Origin of the sequence: Paraburkholderia aromaticivorans (genome assembly GCF_012689525.1) — a bacterium.
GTDB lineage: Bacteria > Pseudomonadota > Gammaproteobacteria > Burkholderiales > Burkholderiaceae > Paraburkholderia > Paraburkholderia aromaticivorans_A.
Window position 1 is genome coordinate 1,375,134 of record NZ_CP051516.1, and the last position, 20,197, is coordinate 1,395,330.

A 20,197-nucleotide genomic window follows, 5' to 3' on the forward strand; every position below is an offset into this window, starting at 1 on the left:
CCCGGAAGTCGCGCGATGGATCGCAACCGCATGAAAGCGGCAGCCGCACCGTTGCGGCCTCCGCCAGTTTCCAAATCTCGCAGCCGCAAACATTCCGTAATCTGTAGAATGCCCGGATGGAGACACATAGCATCCGAGACGCAAGCTCTTTGCGCTACGTGACCGGCCTCGATGGACTGCGAGCCATCTCGATGATGCTGGTCGTACTTTTCCACTACACGAGCTATTTTTCCAGTCGCCTCTCAGAATTGGGTGGCGCATGGTCCGGCATCGTGCGTGTTGCGTCGACCGGCTGGATCGGCGTGGACGTGTTTTTCGTGATCTCGGGCTTTCTCATCACCACGACGCTATTGAAACGGCCCGTCAATTCAGTCGCGTCCTACTCGAAATTCATTCGGCGCCGGGCAATCCGGTTGCTGCCGGCCTACGTCGCGAGCCTGCTGATATTCACGCTTGTCGCGCTGCTGATCGATCCGCATAGCAAGGTGTTGAAAAACGAGTATCTGCTATGGACATTCACGGCCAGTCTGCAGTCGCTGCTGGGCGACCGGGTCGCGCTGGCCGATCAACATTTCACCATGGCGCATTTCTGGACGCTGGCCGTGGAATGGCATTTCTATATCGTCTTCCCGATTCTCGTTGCCCGTTTCCATTCGTACTTTCGCCCGGCTGTGGCGCTCTTGCTGGTGGCGATATCGTTCAGGGTGGCGTGCCATTTTGCCGGGATTTCCGACAACGGTATCTATACCTTCACGCTTTGCCGGATCGACTCGATTGCAGTAGGTTGCCTGCTGGCACTGGTGCCTTCCCACCTTCGTTCCAGGCGCTCCGCAGCGGCAGGCGTCGTCGGCGTGGCGATGTTCATGGCGATCTGGATTGCGTTGGCATGTTCAGATGTCCCATTCAAAACCTTGGCGTGGCTTCAGACGTTCGGATATACGCTGCTAGCTGTGTCGGTCGCGTTGATGATTTACCGGGTCATCCATTCCTCTCCGCGCTCGCGGATCGTGCGTGCGCTGGAATTCAAGCCGCTTGCTTCAATAGGACGCGCGAGCTATAGCCTATACATCTGGCACGTGCCTTTTTATCCTACCATCGTGCTGCTGGCGCAACGCAACTTCACGGACATCAGGCTTGCGTATCTGTTTGCGGTGCTGGCCGGCGTCGTGATGACGGCGGCGCTCGGCAGCCTCTCTTATCTGCTCGTCGAATCCCGATTCACCCGGGCGCGTCCAGCGGTGCTCGCCTGAAGGCGGCGAGCCGTTTTGTCGCTGCCGGCGAGGTGTGCCGCGCAAGGCCGTAAACCAAAACAAATCATCTTGCTCTAAACTAGCGGCCGCCCAAGCCGCCCAGTCAAGAGCACGAACGCCATGCCTCCAGCGCCCGCCGAACCGCCCGGCTCCTCATCCGTTAGTTTGCCGAAACACCCCGCATTTCAACGTTTCTGGTGCACGCGCATCCTCTCGTCGCTGTCGTTCCAGATGCTCGCCGTGGCAATGGGCTGGCACATTTACGCGCTCACGCATAGCGCCTTCGCACTCGGCCTCGTCGGCCTCGCGCAATTTCTGCCGATGTTCGTGCTGACGCTCGTCGTCGGCCAGGTCGCCGACCGTTACGACCGCCGCCGCATCGCGGCCATCTGCCAAAGCCTCGAAAGCGTCGCTGCATTGTTATTCGCCGTCGGCACCTTCGGCGGCTGGATCAGCGCACCCGTGATTTATGTGCTGGCCGCATGCGTCGGCGCGGCGCGCGCCTTCGAATCGCCCGCCGTCGCTTCGTTGTTGCCGGGCGTCGTGCCGCGCGGGCAGTTGCCCAAAGCGACGGCATGGGCCACGTCCGCGAATCAGACCGCGCAGATCGCGGGCCCGGCGCTGGGCGGTCTGCTCTACGGCATCGGCCCCGGCGCGGCCTATCTCGCCTGCACGCTGTCGTTCGCGGCCGCAGCCGCAGCCGTGTCAGGCATTTCGCTACAGACAAAGCCGGCGAACCGCGCACCCGTCACGCTTGAATCGGTGTTCTCGGGCATTGCCTTCATTCGCCGCGAGCCGGTGATTCTCGGCGCGTTGTCGCTCGATCTGTTCGCTGTGCTGTTCGGCGGCGCGACCGCGCTGTTGCCGATCTTCGCGCGCGATATCCTGCACACGGGGCCGCTCGGTCTCGGGCTGTTGCGTTCGGGCACCGCCGTCGGCGCACTCGCGGGCACCATCTGGCTCGCGCATTTCCCGCTGCGCAACCGACCGGGCGCGGCGATGTTCGGCGGCGTGATCGCGTTCGGCGCGGCCACGGTCGTGTTCGGTCTGTCGCATCAATTTTTCGTGTCGCTCGTCGCGCTGATGGTGCTCGGCGCCTCGGACACCATCAGCGTGGTCGTGCGTCTGTCGCTCGTGCAACTGCGTACACCGGATGAAATGCTGGGACGCGTCAGCGCGGTCAACTCGCTTTTCATTGGGACGTCGAATCAATTGGGCGAATTCGAATCCGGCGTGACGGCGGGGTGGTGGGGCGCGCAACCGGCGGTGCTGGTGGGCGGCGTGGCGACCATCGCGGTCGCCTTGCTTTGGATGCGCTTCTTCCCGGAACTCAGGCGCACGCGCTCGCTGGAGCGCGAAGAGGCACTCGCGCCGAGCCGTTGATCGACGCAGCACGTTGCTTCAGGCCTGCGCGGCGCTCACACGCAGCGCGGTCCATCGCACGGTCGCCAGAATCGATGCCGCGACGATCAACGCACCGCCGACCCACGCGGTCATCGAAATTCGCTCACCCAACCAGATGCAGGCAAACAATGCCCCGAACGCCGGTTCGCTGCCCATCAGCAGCGAGACGCGTGTCGGGCTGCTGCGCTTGATCGCGAAGTTCTGCGCGAAGAACGCGAACAGCGTGCACGCGATCACCAGATAGCCGACATAGCCCCAGAACGCCGCATGTCCCGCAATCGAGGGCACGGGCTGCCACTGCTGCGGCGCAAACAGCCAGGCGGCCGCGGCGCTGCCGAATGCCACTACGCCAGACTGAACCGCTGTCACCGACAGCGGCGGCAGCGCCGAATCGCGCATCACGCGTTTGGTCACACACACCGTCAACGCGCGCAGCAGCGCGGCGAGCAGAATCAGCGCATCGCCGGGATTGAGGCTCAGCGCACCGTCGCCGGCGAGCAGCCATGCGCCCAGCAGCGAAAGCGCCACTGCCAGCCATTCGACGCGGCTCGGCTTGCGCTTGAGCAGCAACCATTCGACGAGCGGCGTCAACGCCACGCACAAGCTGATCAGAAACGCGGCGTTGGCCGCGCGGGTCATCAGGATGCCGAAGGTTTCGCACAGAAAGATACCGAGAAGCAGCGCGCCGGCGACCAGCACGCCGCGCAGCATGCGGGCGTCGGCGGCGCGCAGGTGGCGCAGGGCCGGCGACAAAATCACGAAAGTGATGCCGAAGCGCAGCGCTAGCAAACCCAGCACCGGATAAAACACCAGTGCGCTTTTGACCACGCCGTAACTGGTGCCCCACACGACGGCGACGGCGAGCAGCATCAGATCGGACAACATGAGCAGGCGTTCTTGTTTCGACATGGACGGACCTCGAGCTATTGAGGGCGTATTGTCGAACTTTGCGGCACGCGTGATAATCAGGTCTAGACGCACAGCGTTTATGTCGAAAATGCATTAATGCCTGGCCACACTCACGGACCCGGAACGATGACCCCAACCGAGCTTTTCGCCTTGCTGCCTGACATGGCGGTTTTTGCGCGCGTCGTCGACGCCGGCAACTTCTCGGTGGCGGCGCGGCAACTCGGCAGCACGCCGTCGACGGTCAGCCGTCAGATCAAGCGGCTCGAAGACGCGCTGGCGACCCGGTTGCTCGAGCGCTCCACGCGCACGGTGCGGGTGACGGAATCGGGTGCCCAAGTGGTGCGATTCTGTCGCGACGTGGTGAGCGCCGCGTCGGGCGCGGTCGACGCCGCCGGGCAACTGGCCGGCAGACCGCAAGGCAAGGTGAGCGTGAGTGCGCCGACCCAGTTCGCGAAGTCCGTGATTCACCCGCTCATTGCCGGCCTCCTGCGCGCTTACGACGAAGTGGACCTGCAACTCCTGTTCACCGACCACGACGTCGACCCGCTCGCCGACGATGTCGATCTGGTGATCCGCCTGACCGAGCATCCACCGCAGGGACTCGCGGGGCGCCGATTGGGCGCGGTGCGCTGGCTGCTAGTGGCGACGCCGGCGTATTTGCGCGAGCGCGGCACACCGGCGCAGCCGCGCGATCTGCAGAAGCACGCATGCATCTACCTCGGCGAGACTGCCGACGACAACCGCTGGCGCTTTCGCCGCGGCACGGAGACACAGAGCGTCGACGTGAAGGGTCGCTATATCGCCAATCATGCCGGCGCGCGACTCGAAGCCGCGCTGCAGGACTTCGGCATCGCGTGCGTACCGGAATTTGCAGCCGCGGAATCGCTGCAGAGCGGCGAGCTCGTGCAGGTCTTGCCCGACTGGAATCTCGAAGCGCGCGCCTACGTGGGCTGGGTGTGGCTGCTGTATCCACCGAATCGTTTCCTGCCTCCGAAGGTGAGAGCGTTGATCGACTACCTCGTCGAGCATCTTCACGACACGCTCGATATCGCGTGAGAACCACCGCACGCGAGACGAAAGTGGAATCGCCCGCGTAATTCATGATTCAATGCAGTCCCAGCGATTCGATCGATCACGAGGAGAACCAGCATGAGCATGCGCGAAACCGGGCCGATTGCGGCGACTGTTTATCGTGGCGCTTCGATTGAGAACACGCATCTGGCGCACGTCGCAGTGGTCGACGCGAGTGGCCGACTGCTGGCCTCATTCGGCGATCCGTCGCGCATGACGCTAGCGCGCTCCGCGGCGAAGCCCGCGCAAGCGTTGGCGGTGTTGGAGACCGGCGCATTGGAGCGTTTCGGTTTCGACGAAGCCGACCTTGCGCTGATGTGCGGCTCGCACAGCAGCGAGGCGCGCCACATCGAGCGGACGCGACAGATGCTGGCCAAGGCGCAGGCGAGCGAAGCCGACTTGCGCTGCGGCGGGCATCCACCGTTATCCGACGCCGTCTACATCGACTGGCTCAAACGCGACTTCAAGCCGAGTGGCGTGTGCAGCAATTGCTCCGGCAAACACGCGGGCATGCTGGCCGGCGCGCAATCGATCGGCGCATCGATAGAGGGGTATGAGCGGCCCGACCATCCATTGCAGGTGCGAGTAAGACACACGGTCGCGGACGTCTGCGATTTACCCGACGACGCGGTGCACTGGGCGACAGACGGTTGCAATCTACCGACGCCGGCCTTTCCGCTGGACCGCCTCGCACGCCTGTTCGCGAAGCTAGCCGCCGCAGAAGACGAGGTCTCGTCGAACGCGCCGTCCGTCACAACGCGCACGACGGCGCTCGCCCGAATCTACCGCGCGATGACAACCTATCCGGAATGGGTAGCGGGCGAGGGCCGCTTCTGCACGCGGTTGATGCAGGCTTTCGACGGCGCGCTGGTCGGCAAGGTCGGCGCGGACGGCAGCTATGCGATAGGCGTCCGGGCATCGAAGCAGACAGAGAGGGCAGGCGCGCAAGGCGCGCTGGGCATCGCGGTAAAAATCGAGGACGGCAACGTTGGCGTACTGTATGCGGTGGTGGCGGAACTGCTAGCGTTGCTAGACATAGGGACACCGAACCAGCGCGCAAAACTCGGAGCGTTCCACGCACCAAAGATGTTGAACACCATGGGCATCCCAACGAGCCGAATAACATTTTCGGTCGCACTCAAACGCGCACCGGACGCCGCCATTCAATGAACAACCGCGACGGCGCGCGCAGCGCCGCCGAAAGAATGACAGCTTTGTCACCAGGGCGGAATGCGCGAGGGCACAGATTCCAGATGCACCACTACCGCGGCTGCGCGGGGGACCCGCTTCTAGGCTAGCGGTGTGAAGCCGCTTTCTTTGCCTACTTTCTTTGCGGCCCCTCCATGTCAGGCTAGTTGTCGCCTCACCCGAACCGATTAGTGTAAAGATGGGGGGCGGACAGCGAATGGAAGATGAAACGCTATTCAGCGGAAACCCGGGAGTGGGTAATCAAACAGATGATGCCGCCGTTTAATCGTGCGGTCGTTGAGCTGGCGGGAGCGACGGGCATCACCACGGTGACGCTACGGACCTGGCGGCAACATGCAAGGGATGCAGGGGTATTCATGCCGGGTAATGGCAGAACCAGCGATCAGTGGTCAAGCGCCGACAAGTTCAGGGTGGTGCTGGAGACGGCGTCGCTCAACGAGGCCGAGACCTCCCAGTACTGTCGCAGCAAGGGCATCTATCCGGAGCAGATCCGGCAGTGGCGCGAGGCGTGCGAGCAGGCCAACGTAGCGCCTGAAACAAAGCCAACGGCTGCCCAGCGCAATGAAGCAAAGGCCGCTCACAAACGCATCCGTGAGCTGGAGCGCCAGCTCAGGCGCAGCGATGCCGCGCGGGCGGAGGCAGCGGCGTTGCTGAACCTGCGAAAAAAAGCCGAAGCGATCTGGGGCAAGGAAGAGGAAGACTGATCAGCAGCCCGGATCGCGATGAAGCCATGCAGTTGATCGATGAAGCGGTACAGCATGGGGCACGCCGCTCGCGTGCATGCGAGCAGTTGGGGCTCAGCGTGCGCAGTGTCCAGCGCTGGCGCCTGTCGCCGCAGGACGGGCGCACCCAGGTGAAGCGTGCGGCACCGCCCAACAAGCTCAGTGAGGCCGAGCGTCAGGCCGTGCTCGACGCAGCCAACCGCCCGGGCTACGCGAGTCTGACGCCGCACCAGATTGTGCCGAAACTGGCGGATGAAGGGATTTATCTGGCATCCGAATCGACGTTTTACCGGGTGCTGAAAGCGGCAGGACAAAGCCAGCGTCGAGGCCGTGCGCGAGCCCCGCGACGACGCACGCTCACGACGCATTGTGCGCAGGGTCCGAATCAGGTGTGGTGCTGGGATATTACGTGGATGCCGACCACAGTCAGGGGCCGGTACTTCTACTGGTACATGATGAAGGACATCTACAGCCGCAAACTGGTGATGAACGAGGTCTGGGAGCAGGAGTCGGCCGAGCATGCGAGCGTCCTGCTGGCCAAGGGATGTTTGCGTGAAGGCCTCGCCGGGCGGCCGCTGGTGCTGCATTCGGATAACGGCAGTGCGATGAAAGGTGCCACCATGCGCGCGGCGATGATCGATCTCGGTGTGCAGCCTTCGTTCAGCCGGCCGCGCGTGAGCAACGACAACGCGTTTGCCGAGTCGCTATTCCGCACGGCAAAGTACTGTCCGTTGTGGCCCGAGCAGCCGTTCGACACGCTGGAGGCGGCTCGGGAATGGGTGCAGCGCTTCGTGCAGTGGTACAACGAAGAGCACTGCCACAGCGGCCTGAAGTATGTCAGCCCGGGCCAGCGGCATCGCGGCGAAGCCAACGACCTGCTGGCCCGACGGCGTGCGCTGTACCGCAGCGCGCGCATGCAAAACCCGGCGCGCTGGTCAGGGGCCATCCGCAACTGGCACCTGACAGACGCGGTCTATCTGAATCCGGAACGAACCTCGGCCTCAGCCAAAATGTACAGGCAGGCAGCGTAACGCGGTTCTGGCGACAACTACCTTGACACACACCGCGGCAAGCAAAGAAAGTAGGTGCCGCCCCGCACAGGGGCAACACTAATAGACCACCACGACCTCAAGAAAAGGCCAACAAGCACAGACAAAAAACTCAAGCAGCAACCTTCGCCCCCACAACCCCAATCGCATTCCGAATAGCATCCGCCAACTCCGAAGCAGCGAACTTCGCCACATACCCATTAGCCCCGGCATTCTTCACATGCGCCTCATTAGCGGCCCCGGTAAGAGAAGAATGAATAATCACCGGAATATCCCTAGTCCGCTCATCAGCTTTGATCTGTCGAGTGAGCATAAACCCATCCATCTCAGGCATCTCAAGATCCGTCAAAACAAGCGCAATACTATCCTTGACACGAGTCCCATTAGCCTGCGCCTCGCGCGCAATCTGCTGCAAGGTATTCCAGGCCTCTTCCCCGGTCTTCGTCATCACATAATCCGCCCCGATAGCACTCAAAGCCTGCTCGATGAGCTTACGAGCAAACCCGGAATCATCAGCCGCCAGAATCTTCGCCCCACGCGGAATCCCCAACGCCTCTCCAACGGATGTCGGATCCACACTAGGATGCTGTGACGGAAACACATCGCGCAACACCTGCTCGACATCGATCACCTGGGCCAACCGCGAATCACCGGTATTCCCATCGATCCGCGCAATGCTGGTAACCAGATTGCCCCCAGCCGCACCTTCGGCGGACAAAACCTGATTCCACTCCAGCCGCACGATATCGTCGACCTCTTCAACGGCAAACGCCTGGGTCGACCGCGCAAACTCCGTCACCAGCAAAATATTCAGCCCGCGCGTCGGCTCACACCCCATCAGGCGCGGCAAGTCGATCACAGGAATGATCTGGCCGCGAATATCCACAGCGCCCATTACGAACGGCGACGAACCGGCGATCGGCGTAACCGTGGGCATCGTCGAGATTTCCCGCACCTTGAAGACGTTGATGCCATAAAGCTCGTGCGCGTCGCTGCCTGGCACGGAGCCCAAGCGGTACAGCAACAATTCGAACTTGTTGGAACTCGTCAGATTGCTGCGTTCATCGTTCGCGCGGTTGTCTACTGCCATCGAATCTCTCCAGGATTACGGTGCGTGTGATGCGCCATTCAACCGTGTCGTTCGATCCTGGCGCGCGCCCTACCTTTCTGTTATCGGCGCGGCGGACGGAAAGTTCAGCGATTCCGCTTTGTTTTCCTCGCATGCTCTGGTTAACACGCGACCAATATTGAGGGCGCGAAGGGGGCACGAGCACATCGGCCGCAATACAGGCCTGTCAAGGCATTCATATGAAGGTTACCTAACGTTACAGAAGCGACAGCGTCGTATCACATGCCGCACGGCGCGCCTCCTAGAATTCACAGCGATTAAAGCGTGGCGCCGTCAGCGGCCCGCAAGCTGACTGCAAGGAAGCCGTGCAGTCGGCAGGGCGCCTGAGGCGCACACGCCTCGCTGTCGTTTCGCTTCCACCTCAAGGAGAACGTATGATCCGCTTGCCTCTCGCCACTATCACCAGCGCCTGCATGGCTGGACTGCTCGTCGTCGCCGGCGCGGCCAACGCTCAAACAACGCCGGCAGCACCGGCAGCGGCCGCGGCAGACGCCGGCCGTCTGCATGCCGCCGACCAGACGTTCATCGCGGACGGCACCAAGGCCGTCGCGACGCAACGCGACGCCGCGCGCATCGCGACCTCGCGCTCGACCGACCGCGACGTCAAGGCCTTCGCCGAACGCGTCTCCACCGACAACGCGAAGATCTCCGACGCGCTGCGGGCGGCCAGCCCGCGCGGCGTCGATGTGCCGAAGAACGATCCCGACGCAGCGATGCTTGCTAGCATCAACAACCTGCGTGGCGCCGACTTCGACAAGGCCTATATCGAACAGGTCGCGCTCGCCGGCGAACAGAAAGCGCTGTCGGCATTCCAGGCGGAAATCGCTTCGGGCCGCGACGAACAGTTGAAGGACGCGGCGAAGAAGGCATTGCCGACAATCCAGGAACACTACGCAATGGCGCAGGATCTTGCCAAGCGTAAGCACCTGCCGACCGCGCAGTAAGCGGTTTAACGCGCGTCACGTTGCGGCGTGACGCGCGGCCGTCCGAATGCGCAGTTTTCGGCGATAATCGGCTTCGCTCTTTCGGGTCCGCTGCGTGCTTGGTCTTGCGTGACGCCCGCACTTCGAAAGCTCCCACGATTTTCACGCGCATTCGATCAAAGCTCTCCGCATGAGCAAGCCTGCCAATCTGCCGCAACAGTTGGACCACATGTTCCGGCAAGCCGTCGCGCTTCAGCAGAACGGCGCATTCGCCGAGGCCGAAGAACTCTATCGCGAGATTCTCGAACTCAAGCCCCGTCACTTCGACGCGCTGCAATTGCTCGGTGCGTTGGCGCTGCAAGCGGGGCGCCTGCAAGAAGGCGTCGAGTTACTCAGAAAAGCGCTTGCCGTCAACGCGAAACAGGCGCCGCTTCATTCCAATCTCGCCTATGCGTTGAACGCCTTGCAGCGTTTCGACGAAGCCCTCGCGAGTGCCGATCGTGCACTGGCCTTGCAGCCCAAATTCCCCGACGCCTTGAACAACCGCGGCAACGCGCAAGCCGGCCTGAATCGGCCACTCGATGCGCTCGGCAGCTTCGATCGCGCGATTGCGTCCAGCCCGGATTTCGCTCAGGCCTGGAACAATCGCGCGTGCGTGCTGCGCGATCTGGGCCGTCCCGCCGATGCGCTCGCAAGTTGCGATCACGCGCTCGCGCTGCAACCGAATTATCCGGATGCGTGGAGCAATCGCGGCAACGCGTTCAGCGATCTGAACCAGCCGGAAGAAGCGGAACGCAGCTACCGTCGCGCGCTCGAATTGGCGCCGGCATTCGCCGATGCCTGGAACAACCTCGGCCTCACGCAGATCGATCTCAACCAGCACGCGCAAGCGCTCGTGAGTTACGAACGCGCGCTTGCCGTGAATCCTGATGCTGCGGAAACACATTGGAATGAATCACTGTGCCTGCTGCAAATGGGACAGCTCGAAGCCGGCTGGCCAAAATATGAATGGCGCTGGGAGCGCAACCGCATCAAGGCAAGCCGGCGCAGTTTTGCGCAGCCGCGTTGGCACGGCGATTTTTCGATCGACGGCAAGACGATTCTGCTACACGCGGAACAGGGCCTCGGTGACACGCTACAGTTTTGCCGCTACGCCGCGCTGGTGTCGAAACTCGGCGCGAAGGTCGTGCTCGAAGTGCCGTCCGAATTGATGCGTCTCATGTCCACGCTCGACGGTGTGGACCAGTTGATCGAAGCCGGCCAAACGCTGCCGTCGTTCGATTGTCATTGTCCGCTGCTGAGTCTGCCGCTCGCATTCAAGACCGGCCTCGACAGCATTCCATCGACAACGCCTTATCTCTTCGCGGATGCCGAAGCAGCTCGCCAATGGCGTGACCGGCTTCACGCGCAAGCAGACGGCCGCCTCAAAGTCGGACTCGTGTGGGCAGGCGGAAACCGTCCGCATGTCGCGGAACTTCGCAAGAACGATGCGCGTCGTTCGATCGCATTCGCACGACTCGCGCCGCTTCTCGACGTGCCGAACGTGCAGTTCTTTAGCCTGCAAAAAGGATCGGCGGCGCAGCAGCTTAGAGACGCCGAGTCGGGCGGCCGCGTGATCGATTACACGGAAGAACTCGACGACTTTGCCGACACCGCGGCATTGGTGGCGAATCTCGATCTGGTGATTTCGGTGGATACGTCCACCGCGCATCTGGCCGGCGCGCTCGACCAGCCGGTCTGGATTCTGAACCGCTTCGACACCTGCTGGCGCTGGATGCTGGAGCGCGCCGACACGCCGTGGTATCCGCGTGCCCGGTTGTTCAGGCAACCGGCGCTCGGCGATTGGGACAGTGTGATCCAGGCCGCGCGCGACGCGCTGAACGCATGGGCAGCGGACGCGACGCATCCACGATAACGATCCCGCTCGCAGCCGCCAGGATCCCTGCGCGCTGGCCGACGCGATGTCGCGGACGCGCGTAGACTGAACGTCCGTTTATCGACGGCTAAGCCATGGAGAGTCATCAATGGAATACAGACATCTGGGTGCATCCGGTTTCAAGGTGCCGGTACTGAGTTTCGGCACGGGCACGTTCGGCGGCAAGGGCGAGTTCTTCCAGGCGTGGGGCGCGACCGACGTCGCCGAGGCACGGCGTCTGCTCGACATCTGCTTCGATGCGGGCGTCACCATGTTCGACAGCGCGGACATCTATTCGAGCGGCGCGTCCGAGTCGGTGCTCGGCGAAGCGCTCAAGGGCAAGCGCGACAAGGCCATCATCTCGACCAAGGCGACCTTCCGTTTCGACGACGGCCCGAACAGCGTCGGCTCGTCGCGCTTCCATCTGATTCAGGCCGTGGATGCAGCGCTCAAGCGCTTGCAAACCGATTACATCGACCTGTTCCAGTTGCACGGTTTCGATGCCAGAACGCCGATCGCCGAGGTCATGTCCACGCTCGACGATCTGGTGCGCGCGGGCAAGATCCGCTACACCGGTGTGTCGAATTTCTCCGGCTGGCATTTGATGAAATCGCAGGATGTGGCGGATCGCTACGGCTATCCGCGCTACGTCGCGAATCAGACTTACTACTCGCTGGTCGGCCGCGACTACGAGTGGGAGCTGATGCCGCTCGGCGTCGATCAAGGCGTGGGCGCGGTGGTGTGGAGTCCGCTCGGCTGGGGGCGTCTCACCGGCAAGATCAAGCGCGGCCAGCCGCTGCCCGATTCGAGCCGCCTGCATAAAACCGCCGACATGGGGCCGCCGGTGCCGGACGAGTATCTGTTCCGCGTGCTCGATGCAATCGACGAGATCGCGGCCGAAACGGGCAAGACCGTGCCACAGATCGCGCTGAACTGGCTGCTGCAGCGGCCTACCGTATCAACGGTGCTGATCGGCGCGCGCAACGAGGAACAGTTGCGGCAGAACCTCGGCGCGGTGGGCTGGAATCTGACGCCCGAGCAGGTGGCAAAGCTCGACGCGGCGAGCGCCGTCCGTCCCGCTTATCCGTACTGGCATCAGGAAGGATTCGCGGAGCGCAATCCAACGGCGGTGTAAGCGCTTTCGCCTGAAGGCACGCTGCTTGACACGCGCTCCGGCTCGGACTCATTTCGCGAGTTCGGCCGGGGCGGCGAACAGTTCGCGGTAGTAGCGGCGGCCGGTATCGAGATGCGGGCCGAACGCGAAACCTTGCGCGAGCATGGCGTCGAAGTCGGCGCGTTCGATTTTCATCACGTAGCTGTGCTCGGTGGTGACGAGGCGGCACGCGGCGCTTGTCGTCGCCGCCGCGCTGAACCACTTGCCCGCGCTTGCGTGGTCCGCCGGATAAGCGTGCTGGCCCGCTTCGACTTGCCAGCCGCCGTCCAGCAGAATCCACATCGCCTGATCCTCGGCAGTTGTCGCGCTGTCGTTGCATTGCGCGACGACTGTGCCGGCCTGCGCTTCCCATTCGTGCGAGTGGCCGATCACCCATCGCAGTTGATCCGTCGTCAGGCTTCTGAAAAACGGCGTGTGCTTCAGCAAATGAAGGTACGTGACCGAAGGTTTCATGGTCGTGCTCCTTGTCGCGACGGACGCGATGGACGTGACGGACATGCCGGAGGCGTCGGACGATTGAGGTTGGGCATCGCATGCGCCGATGAGAGCCGGCAGCAGAACGGCGCATGCGATCAACGTGACGAACTTCATAGCGGTGCGTCTCGTCGCCACCTTTAACGCCGAACCCGCGCTTCCAGCAAATCGCCCATGCCGATTCGCCTGGCAAATTCGATCCGCACACGCTCCGACACGTCGAGCACTTCGCGCGCGCCGTCGCCGACGAAGTCGATCACCGAACGCATCGGCCGCTCGCCTGAAGGCAGGCCGACGATCCGCACGATTTCATCGGCCACGGCTTGCGGATCGGCGTCGTCGGGCGTCAATTCGGACAGGCGCTGACCGATCTGATCCATCACGCCGTCGTAGCGTGCGTAGGCGGCGGCCCGTTCGGTGTCGGCCGGCTTGCCCGCGCTCGGGAAGTGGGCCGTGCCGCGCGTGAACGCACCAGGCACCACGATCGAGGTCTCGATGCCGAAGCGCGCGATCTCATAGGCGAGCGAAACCGCCAGCGAATCCATCGCGGCCTTCGCGGCGCCATACGGGCCGAGAAAGGGAGGAAATCCGCCCTTGGTCGTCGAACTGCTGACCCACAGCATCAAGCCCGCTTCCTGCTGGCGCAAATAGGGCAGCACGGCGCGGTTCACGCGCTGCGCGCCGAACAGGTTGGTGTCGAACACCTTCACCATTTCTTCGGGCGTGAAGGCTTCGCTCGGCCCGACCACCAGATGGCCGGCGTTCTGCATCACCACGTCGAGCCGTCCCTGTTCGCGGACGATCGTCGCCGCCGCGTCATCGGCCGATGCTTGCGACAACACGTCGAGTTCGAGCGGATGCAACTGGATGCCCTTCGCTTTCGCGAGCGCGCGCATTTCATCGGCGCGCGGCTGATTGCGTCCTTCGACATCGCGCATCGTCGCGTAGACGGTATGGCCGGCTTCGGCGAGCGACTGTGCGCTGAGTTTGCCGATACCCGTACCGGCGCCCGTCACGAGGATGATCTTCTTCTGCATTTTTCTTCTCCGATTCGATGAGAGTACGGCGGCCCGTCAGAGCCTGCCCACAGCAAATGCGTATCGAACGCGTCAGGCAATGCCGCCGTTGGCGCGCAGAATCTGGCCGTTGACCCAGCCCGCGTCCGGCCCGGCGAGGAACGCCACCACCGACGCGATGTCGTTCGGCTGGCCGAGGCGTTGCAGCGGCGGCATCTTCGCGAAGGTCTGGATCTGTTCTTCGGTCTTGCCGTCGAGGAACAGCGACGTCGCGATCGGACCCGGCGCCACGGCATTGACGGTGATGTTGCGGCCGCGCAGTTCCTTGGCGAACACATGCGTGAAGGCTTCGACGGCTGCCTTCGTCGCGTTGTAGATCGCGTAGCCCGGCATGTTCAGCGCCAGCGTGGTGCTCGAAAAGTTGACGATGCGTCCGCCATCGTTCAGGCGCGCGGCTGCTTCGCGCAAGGTGTTGAAGGTGCCGCGCACGTTGATGTCGAAGGTCTGGTCGTAGAGCGCGTCGCTGGTGTCGGCGAGCGGCACGGTCTTGAGCACGCCCGCGTTGTTGACCAGCACGTCCACCTTGCCGAGCTGCTGTTCGGTGATCTCGAACAGGCGGCGCACGTCGTCGGCGATCGACACATCGGCCTTCACCGCGATGGCTTTGGCGCCGGCCGCCGTGAGTTCGGCGACGAGCTTATCGGCTTCGGCCGAGCTGGAGGCGTAATTGACCGCGACGGCGAAACCGTCCTTGGCCAGACGTTGTGCGACCGCTGCGCCGATGCCGCGCGATGCGCCGGTGACGATTGCGACCCGGGCGTTGTTGAGCGTGTTCATGATTCGTTTCCTTGAGTCTGTTGGGTGAGTGAGGTGAATCATGGACGCTTTCCTCGCCTGGATAATCAGGCTAGACTGGGCATCATAATTCCATTTGCTTTAACAATTGGCGCGCGGGCCGCCCGACTGGCGTCAGAAAAAGGCACCGACCATGGATCGTTTCGAGGAAATGCGGGTTTTCATCCGGATCGCCGAGCGGCAAAGCTTCACGCGCGCCTCGGACGATCTGCAGATTCCGCGCGCCACTGTGACCAACCTGATGAAGCGCATGGAGCAGCGGCTCGGCGCGCGGCTGCTCGAACGCACCACGCGCACGGTGCGTCTCACGCACGACGGCGAGGCGTACTACCGCCGCTGCGTGCGTCTGATTGCCGATATGGAGGAAGCCGAAGGCTCGTTTTCGAACCTCGCGCCGAAGGGTTTGTTGCGGGTGAATTTGCAGGGCACACTGGCGCGGCACTTCGTGGTGCCGGCGCTGCCGGCGTTTCTCGCGCGCTTTCCCGGCATCGAACTGACCATCGGCGAAGACGACCGGCTCGTCGATCTGGTGCGGGAGGGTGTGGATTGCGTGCTGCGCGCGGGCAATCTGCAGGATTCGTCGATGGTGGGGCGCCGCGTCGCGCAATTGCCGCAAGTGACGGTCGCGAGTCCGGCGTATCTCGCCGCGTATGGCGAGCCGGCCGAGCCGTCGGCGCTGTCCACGCATCGGGCGGTCAATTACGTGTCGAGCGCGACGGGCAAGGCCGTGCCGCTCGAATTCAGCGTGGCGGGCCGCGAGGTGGCGATGGTCCTGCCGTCGGCGGTGTCGGTGACCGGCACCGAACTCTATACCGGCTCGGCGCTTGCCGGGCTCGGCGTCGTGCAGGTGCCGCACTACCGGGTGGCGGCCGAACTGGCGGCCGGGCGGCTGAAAATCATCCTCGCGGACTTTCCGCCGCCGCCCATGCCGGTGTCCGTGCTGTATCCGCAGAACCGTCAGTTGTCGTCGCGCGTGAGGGTGTTCGCGCAGTGGCTGCGCGATATTTTCGAGGCGGCCGCGGCGACGTCAGGCGGCGCGCCGTGAGAGCGCGCGCTCAGGCCGCCGCGCGGCGCGGGCCGAAGATGTTGATCAGATTGCCCTCGGGATCGCGCAACATGGTCGAACTGCGCTCGGCGTTGAGCGGCTGGTCGGCCCACAGCAATTCCACGCCGTGTTGCCTGAGCGCGGCCGTCGCGGCGGCCAGGTCGTCGGTTTCGAACACGATGGCCTTGTAGCCGAGCACGTCGAGATGATGGGGCGGCGCCGTGCGATCCACCCATTGATGCTCGGCGTACGGTCGCGACACCAGTTCGATGCGGACGCCTGCCGCTTCGATCATCGCGAAGTCCGCGCCGACCGCGTCGAAGCGGCCACGCTCGGTCACCGTGAAGCCCAACACCGTTTCGTACCAGGCGATCGAGGCATTCAGATCGCCGGTGGCAAGCGCCACGTTATTGAGGCGCAGACCTTGAACGGGCGACCGTGTGCCGAAACTGTTTTGCATGATGTCTTCTACTCCTGAACTGGATGCGGCTGCTAACGAACAGCGGCGGTTGATGAGCCGGATTCCCCGAACCGCGCCCGATCGTGCGGCGCGGAGAAATCCTGAACCGGGCCGAGCGGCACGATGCCGGTCGGATTGATGCCGCGATGACTCTCGTAGTAATGCCGCTTGATGTGCGCGAAATCGACCGTCTGCGCGATGCCGGGCAACTGGTAAATGTCGCGCGTGTAGGCGGACAGATTCGGATAATCGGCGATGCGGCGCAGATTGCACTTGAAGTGGCCGACATAGACGGCGTCGAAGCGGATCAACGTCGTGAACAGCCGGATATCGGCTTCGGTGAGTTGCGCGCCGGTCAGATAGCGCTGCGTCGCGAGTTGCGCGTCGAGCCAGTCGAGCGTCTCGAAGAGCGGCGTGACGGCTTCTTCGTAGGCGTGCTGCGTGGTGGAAAAGCCTGCCTTGTAGACACCATTGTTCAGCGTGTCGTAAACGCGCGCGTTGATCGCGTCGATTTGCGGACGCAACGGCGCCGGATAAAAATCGCCGGCTTTCGCGCCGATGCCGTCGAACGCCGAATTCAGCATGCGAATGATTTCCGACGATTCGTTGCTGACGATCGTGGCGCGTTGCTTGTCCCACAGGATCGGCACCGTGACGCGGCCGCTGTAGTGAGGATCGGCAGCGGTGTAGACCTGGTGGAGCAGCTTCGCGTGATTGACGCTGTCGGGCACGACACCGGGGCCGTCCGCGAAGGTCCAGCCGTTTTCCAGCATCAGCCAGTGCACGACCGAGACGTCGATCATCGCTTCGAGGCCTTTGAGCGCCCGCACGATCAAGGTTCGATGCGCCCACGGGCAGGCGAGGCTCACGTACAGGTGGTAGCGTCCCGCTTGCGCTTCGAAGCCGCCGCTGCCACTCGGACCCGGCGAGCCATCGGCCGTGACCCAATTGCGGAACGCCGCGTCCTTGCGCACGAAACGGCCGCCGGTCGACCTGGTGTCGTACCAGCGGTCCTGCCATTGTCCGTCCACTAAAAGTCCCATGTCGCTGCTCCTTAATCGTGCGCGCTGTCGTGCCACGACCGTGCGCAATGAATGTTCCAGACGCGGCGCCGGCCGCGTTTGCAGTGGTTCATCAGTGGCTCGTGCGGTTTTTCCGAAAGCCCACGCCAACCGCGCTTGCCGTCCATGCTGCCGTCATATCGCTATAGTGGACTAGCATCGGCGCTTTGCCGTACCATGCTTTCGTCGAACTCGTTCGAAGGAATGGAACATGTTGTCGGAAGACGAACTGGCTTTGCTCGACGCGATTCGCGAGACCGGCAGCCTGTCGCGCGCGGCGGCGCGCCTCGGCAAGGCGCCGTCCACGATCTCGCATGCCGCCCGGCAACTGGAGACGCGCTTCGACGCGCTGCTGTTCGACCGGCGCCGCTACCGGCTGCAACTCACGCCCGCCGGCCAGCTTCTCGCCGACGAAGCCGCGCGTCTGATGCTCGACATGTCGCGCATGACGCAGCGCGTGAAGCAGATCGCGAGCGGCTGGGAAGACCGTCTTTGGATAGTCACGGACGAAATCATCGAATTCGAACTGCTGATGCCGGTGGTGCGCGCCTTCGATGCGCTCGACTCCGGCGTCAAGCTGCGCTTCACGCACGAAGTTTTGAGCGGCACCTGGGAGGCGCTGCGCGACGGCCGCGCGGATCTGATCGTGGGCGCGACCAACGAGCCGCCGGCGATTCCCGGCCTGCGCTGGTTCGAACTCGGCGTGATGGAATGGGTGTTCGCGGTGTCGCCGCGCCATCCGCTGGCGGCCGTCGAGGGGCCGCTCGGCCGCGAACGAATCCTGGAACATCGCGCGGTGGCGGTGGCGGATTCATCGCGTACGACGGCGGGTCGTGCTTATGGTTTGATCGGCGGACAGGCGTCGCTGGCTGTCCCGTCGATGCGCGCGAAAATCCTGGCGCAGCGCGACGGCCTGGGCGTGGGCTGGCTACCGCGTCAGCGTGTCGCGTCGCTATTGAAGCAGGGCGAGCTGATCGAGAAGGCGACGGCCGATCCGCGCGAACCGAACGTGCTGTATGTCGCGTGGCGCGGCGATCATGAAGGGCGCGCATTGCAATGGTGGCTCGACCAGTTGCGGCAACCGCGGCTAGCCAAACGCCTCGTGCGCGGCGTGGATATGACGATCGGCGCGTGATGCTGGCGCCGTTGGTCCGCGACTGAGCGGTGCTTTTTATGCAGGCCGCGCCGCTTCTCGTGGGATCATACGTGCCGTGCTGGGCGATTCTGCTTTCCGCACGGTACGAAACGAGAGGAGCAGGGCGATGATCGATGGACTGGTGGGCGGGCGGTTGTACGGCGAGGCGCAGATTCGCACGGGGCAGAACGGCAGGCGTTTTGTGACCTGCAAAGTGCGCGCGGCCACCAACGACGGCGACACGATTTTCGTCAACGTAATCGCCTTCGACGACGACGTGCAAACCGCGCTGCTCGCGTTGAGCGACGCGGACAGTGTCGCGCTGAGCGGCACCTTGACGCCCAAGGTCTGGACCGACAAGAACGGGCTCGTCAAACCGGCCGTGGATATGGTCGCCCACAAGATACTGACGGCTTACGAAGGCCGCCGCGAAGCGGATGAATGAGTTGTGCCCGGCGGCTCGCCGCCGGCATCCCTGAGATACTCGACGAAGCGGTCCGTTACAGGCTCCGCGTCGCCGCTCCGGCGCAACAACAGCACTTGCGACATCAGCGTTTCGCTCATTAGCGGCAAAAAGCAGACGCGCGGGTCCTGCATCTGACGCAACGTGTACGGCACCAGCGCAACGCCCATGCCGAAGCCGACCATCGTCACGACGGTCTGCCACAAGCGCGCCTCGTGGCGAATCAACGGACTGAATCCCGCTCCCACGCACTGCGCGATGATCAGATCGTGATAATGCGGCGACACGGTGCGCGGAAACAGAATGAACGGCTCCTGCGCCAACGCCCGCAGATCGACCTTGCGTTTGCGCGCCAGCGGATGAGCGGCGGGTAGACAGCACAGGAACGGCTCGGAAAAGATCGGCGTGGAAATGACGTCGGTCGGGAAATTGCCCCAATGCGCGCAGCCCATGTCGATCTGCATGCGCTGGATCGCGTGCACCTGCTCGCTGGTGTTCATCTCCTTCAGGACGATTTCGACGCCGGGGTAATCGGCCTCGAAGCGCTTCACCGCCTGCGGCATACCGCGATACAGCATCGAATTCACGAAGCCGATCCGCAAGCGGCCGGCGAGGCCATTCGCCGAGCGAACCGTCATGCGTTCCGCCTCGTTCGCCTGCAATAAGAGGCGGCGCGCTTCACCGAGCAGCACCTGGCCGGCATTGGTCAGCGACACCGTTTTGTTGGTGCGCGCGAGTAACTGCACGCCGAGCTGCTCCTCGAATTTGCGAATGTCGAAACTGAGCGCCGGCTGCGAAATGAACAGCCGCTTGGCCGCGCGGCCGAAATGCAGCTCCTCGGCGACCGCCACGAAATAGCGCAATTGCTTCAGGTCCACGGCTGTCTCCTGATCGTGATCGATAAGCTGCGTCTATCGTACCGGATATAAGTTG

Annotated in this window: 19 protein-coding genes; 11 read left to right on the plus strand and 8 right to left on the minus strand. The window is 63.3% G+C overall.

Annotated elements, in window-relative coordinates:
- Positions 1 to 116 precede the first annotated feature (116 nt).
- Positions 117 to 1,250, plus strand: a complete 1,134-nt coding sequence (locus HF916_RS34120; RefSeq protein WP_168793221.1) for an acyltransferase family protein — start codon at positions 117 to 119, stop codon at positions 1,248 to 1,250.
- A 120-nt stretch (positions 1,251 to 1,370) separates the two neighbouring features.
- Positions 1,371 to 2,633 (plus strand): MFS transporter, encoded by a 1,263-nt coding sequence (locus HF916_RS34125; RefSeq protein ID WP_168793222.1) that lies wholly within the window; start codon positions 1,371 to 1,373, stop codon positions 2,631 to 2,633.
- Positions 2,634 to 2,651: 18 nt separating this feature from the next.
- Here HF916_RS34125 and HF916_RS34130 read toward each other — a convergent pair whose 3' ends face one another.
- Entirely contained in the window at positions 2,652 to 3,563 is a 912-nt protein-coding gene (locus HF916_RS34130; RefSeq protein WP_168793223.1) for a DMT family transporter, read from the minus strand.
- A gap of 126 nt (positions 3,564 to 3,689) precedes the next feature.
- Between HF916_RS34130 and HF916_RS34135 the strand changes: the two genes are divergently transcribed.
- From HF916_RS34135 to HF916_RS34145, 3 genes are all read left to right on the plus strand, one after another.
- Positions 3,690 to 4,619 carry a LysR family transcriptional regulator gene (locus HF916_RS34135; protein ID WP_168793224.1) on the plus strand — a complete coding sequence of 310 codons (930 nt, stop codon included), beginning with the start codon at positions 3,690 to 3,692 and terminating at the stop codon, positions 4,617 to 4,619.
- A 93-nt stretch (positions 4,620 to 4,712) separates the two neighbouring features.
- The gene (locus HF916_RS34140; protein WP_168793225.1) at positions 4,713 to 5,804 is read left to right on the plus strand and encodes an asparaginase; all 1,092 of its coding nucleotides are present in this window, start codon (positions 4,713 to 4,715) and stop codon (positions 5,802 to 5,804) included.
- A gap of 242 nt (positions 5,805 to 6,046) precedes the next feature.
- A protein-coding gene (locus tag HF916_RS34145; RefSeq protein WP_240975460.1) for an IS3 family transposase occupies positions 6,047 to 7,596 on the plus strand; the annotation gives its coding sequence in 2 pieces (ribosomal slippage) (positions 6,047 to 6,521 and positions 6,521 to 7,596; 1,551 coding nt in all).
- Between the two features lie 130 nt (positions 7,597 to 7,726).
- On the opposite strand, the gene HF916_RS34150 is transcribed toward HF916_RS34145, so the two are convergent.
- Complete coding sequence (locus HF916_RS34150) at positions 7,727 to 8,704, minus strand: chemotaxis protein (protein ID WP_168793226.1); 978 nt, start codon at positions 8,702 to 8,704, stop codon at positions 7,727 to 7,729.
- Positions 8,705 to 9,117: 413 nt separating this feature from the next.
- Between HF916_RS34150 and HF916_RS34155 the strand changes: the two genes are divergently transcribed.
- The 3 genes from HF916_RS34155 to HF916_RS34165 all read left to right on the plus strand — a co-directional run bounded on the left by HF916_RS34155 (position 9,118) and on the right by HF916_RS34165 (position 12,716).
- Positions 9,118 to 9,687: a DUF4142 domain-containing protein gene (locus HF916_RS34155; protein WP_168793227.1), complete on the plus strand. Its 570-nt coding sequence runs from the start codon at positions 9,118 to 9,120 to the stop codon at positions 9,685 to 9,687.
- Between the two features lie 169 nt (positions 9,688 to 9,856).
- Positions 9,857 to 11,581, plus strand: a complete 1,725-nt coding sequence (locus tag HF916_RS34160; protein ID WP_168793228.1) for a tetratricopeptide repeat protein — start codon at positions 9,857 to 9,859, stop codon at positions 11,579 to 11,581.
- Positions 11,582 to 11,690: 109 nt separating this feature from the next.
- Positions 11,691 to 12,716 carry an aldo/keto reductase gene (locus HF916_RS34165; protein ID WP_168793229.1) on the plus strand — a complete coding sequence of 342 codons (1,026 nt, stop codon included), beginning with the start codon at positions 11,691 to 11,693 and terminating at the stop codon, positions 12,714 to 12,716.
- 48 nt (positions 12,717 to 12,764) lie between these two features.
- Here HF916_RS34165 and HF916_RS34170 read toward each other — a convergent pair whose 3' ends face one another.
- The 3 genes from HF916_RS34170 to HF916_RS34180 all read right to left on the minus strand — a co-directional run bounded on the left by HF916_RS34170 (position 12,765) and on the right by HF916_RS34180 (position 15,082).
- Positions 12,765 to 13,208 carry a hypothetical protein gene (locus tag HF916_RS34170; protein WP_240975794.1) on the minus strand — a complete coding sequence of 148 codons (444 nt, stop codon included), beginning with the start codon at positions 13,206 to 13,208 and terminating at the stop codon, positions 12,765 to 12,767.
- 161 nt (positions 13,209 to 13,369) lie between these two features.
- A complete protein-coding gene (locus tag HF916_RS34175; protein ID WP_168793231.1) occupies positions 13,370 to 14,266 on the minus strand; it encodes an SDR family NAD(P)-dependent oxidoreductase in 897 nt (298 codons plus the stop codon).
- 72 nt (positions 14,267 to 14,338) lie between these two features.
- On the minus strand, positions 14,339 to 15,082 hold the full coding sequence (locus HF916_RS34180; protein WP_168793232.1) for an SDR family oxidoreductase: 744 nt from the start codon (positions 15,080 to 15,082) through the stop codon (positions 14,339 to 14,341).
- A gap of 151 nt (positions 15,083 to 15,233) precedes the next feature.
- Between HF916_RS34180 and HF916_RS34185 the strand changes: the two genes are divergently transcribed.
- Complete coding sequence (locus tag HF916_RS34185) at positions 15,234 to 16,145, plus strand: LysR family transcriptional regulator (protein ID WP_168793233.1); 912 nt, start codon at positions 15,234 to 15,236, stop codon at positions 16,143 to 16,145.
- Positions 16,146 to 16,155: 10 nt separating this feature from the next.
- Here HF916_RS34185 and HF916_RS34190 read toward each other — a convergent pair whose 3' ends face one another.
- Both HF916_RS34190 and HF916_RS34195 read right to left on the minus strand, forming a co-directional pair.
- Positions 16,156 to 16,605, minus strand: a complete 450-nt coding sequence (locus HF916_RS34190) for a VOC family protein (protein ID WP_168793234.1) — start codon at positions 16,603 to 16,605, stop codon at positions 16,156 to 16,158.
- A gap of 32 nt (positions 16,606 to 16,637) precedes the next feature.
- A complete protein-coding gene (locus HF916_RS34195) occupies positions 16,638 to 17,648 on the minus strand; it encodes a glutathione S-transferase family protein (protein ID WP_168793235.1) in 1,011 nt (336 codons plus the stop codon).
- A 229-nt stretch (positions 17,649 to 17,877) separates the two neighbouring features.
- Between HF916_RS34195 and HF916_RS34200 the strand changes: the two genes are divergently transcribed.
- Together HF916_RS34200 and HF916_RS34205 are read left to right on the plus strand one after the other, a co-directional pair.
- Positions 17,878 to 18,801, plus strand: a complete 924-nt coding sequence (locus tag HF916_RS34200) for a LysR family transcriptional regulator (RefSeq protein WP_168793236.1) — start codon at positions 17,878 to 17,880, stop codon at positions 18,799 to 18,801.
- Between the two features lie 127 nt (positions 18,802 to 18,928).
- Positions 18,929 to 19,246 carry a single-stranded DNA-binding protein gene (locus HF916_RS34205; RefSeq protein WP_168793237.1) on the plus strand — a complete coding sequence of 106 codons (318 nt, stop codon included), beginning with the start codon at positions 18,929 to 18,931 and terminating at the stop codon, positions 19,244 to 19,246.
- Here HF916_RS34205 and HF916_RS34210 read toward each other — a convergent pair.
- Entirely contained in the window at positions 19,216 to 20,142 is a 927-nt protein-coding gene (locus HF916_RS34210) for a LysR family transcriptional regulator (protein WP_168793238.1), read from the minus strand. The two genes, HF916_RS34205 and HF916_RS34210, sit on opposite strands and share 31 nt — an antisense overlap.
- Between the last annotated feature and the right edge of the window lie 55 nt (positions 20,143 to 20,197).

Coding starts and splice junctions, on each gene's coding strand:
- HF916_RS34200 (WP_168793236.1), top strand. CDS start 17,878: ATGTTGTCGGAAGACGAACTGGCTTTGCTCGACGCGATTCGCGAGACC.
- HF916_RS34155 (WP_168793227.1), top strand. CDS start 9,118: ATGATCCGCTTGCCTCTCGCCACTATCACCAGCGCCTGCATGGCTGGA.
- HF916_RS34165 (WP_168793229.1), top strand. CDS start 11,691: ATGGAATACAGACATCTGGGTGCATCCGGTTTCAAGGTGCCGGTACTG.
- HF916_RS34130 (WP_168793223.1), bottom strand. CDS start 3,563: ATGTCGAAACAAGAACGCCTGCTCATGTTGTCCGATCTGATGCTGCTC.
- HF916_RS34185 (WP_168793233.1), top strand. CDS start 15,234: ATGGATCGTTTCGAGGAAATGCGGGTTTTCATCCGGATCGCCGAGCGG.
- HF916_RS34170 (WP_240975794.1), bottom strand. CDS start 13,208: ATGAAACCTTCGGTCACGTACCTTCATTTGCTGAAGCACACGCCGTTT.
- HF916_RS34120 (WP_168793221.1), top strand. CDS start 117: ATGGAGACACATAGCATCCGAGACGCAAGCTCTTTGCGCTACGTGACC.
- HF916_RS34135 (WP_168793224.1), top strand. CDS start 3,690: ATGACCCCAACCGAGCTTTTCGCCTTGCTGCCTGACATGGCGGTTTTT.
- HF916_RS34195 (WP_168793235.1), bottom strand. CDS start 17,648: ATGGGACTTTTAGTGGACGGACAATGGCAGGACCGCTGGTACGACACC.
- HF916_RS34175 (WP_168793231.1), bottom strand. CDS start 14,266: ATGCAGAAGAAGATCATCCTCGTGACGGGCGCCGGTACGGGTATCGGC.
- HF916_RS34190 (WP_168793234.1), bottom strand. CDS start 16,605: ATGCAAAACAGTTTCGGCACACGGTCGCCCGTTCAAGGTCTGCGCCTC.
- HF916_RS34205 (WP_168793237.1), top strand. CDS start 18,929: ATGATCGATGGACTGGTGGGCGGGCGGTTGTACGGCGAGGCGCAGATT.
- HF916_RS34140 (WP_168793225.1), top strand. CDS start 4,713: ATGAGCATGCGCGAAACCGGGCCGATTGCGGCGACTGTTTATCGTGGC.
- HF916_RS34125 (WP_168793222.1), top strand. CDS start 1,371: ATGCCTCCAGCGCCCGCCGAACCGCCCGGCTCCTCATCCGTTAGTTTG.
- HF916_RS34180 (WP_168793232.1), bottom strand. CDS start 15,082: ATGAACACGCTCAACAACGCCCGGGTCGCAATCGTCACCGGCGCATCG.
- HF916_RS34160 (WP_168793228.1), top strand. CDS start 9,857: ATGAGCAAGCCTGCCAATCTGCCGCAACAGTTGGACCACATGTTCCGG.
- HF916_RS34150 (WP_168793226.1), bottom strand. CDS start 8,704: ATGGCAGTAGACAACCGCGCGAACGATGAACGCAGCAATCTGACGAGT.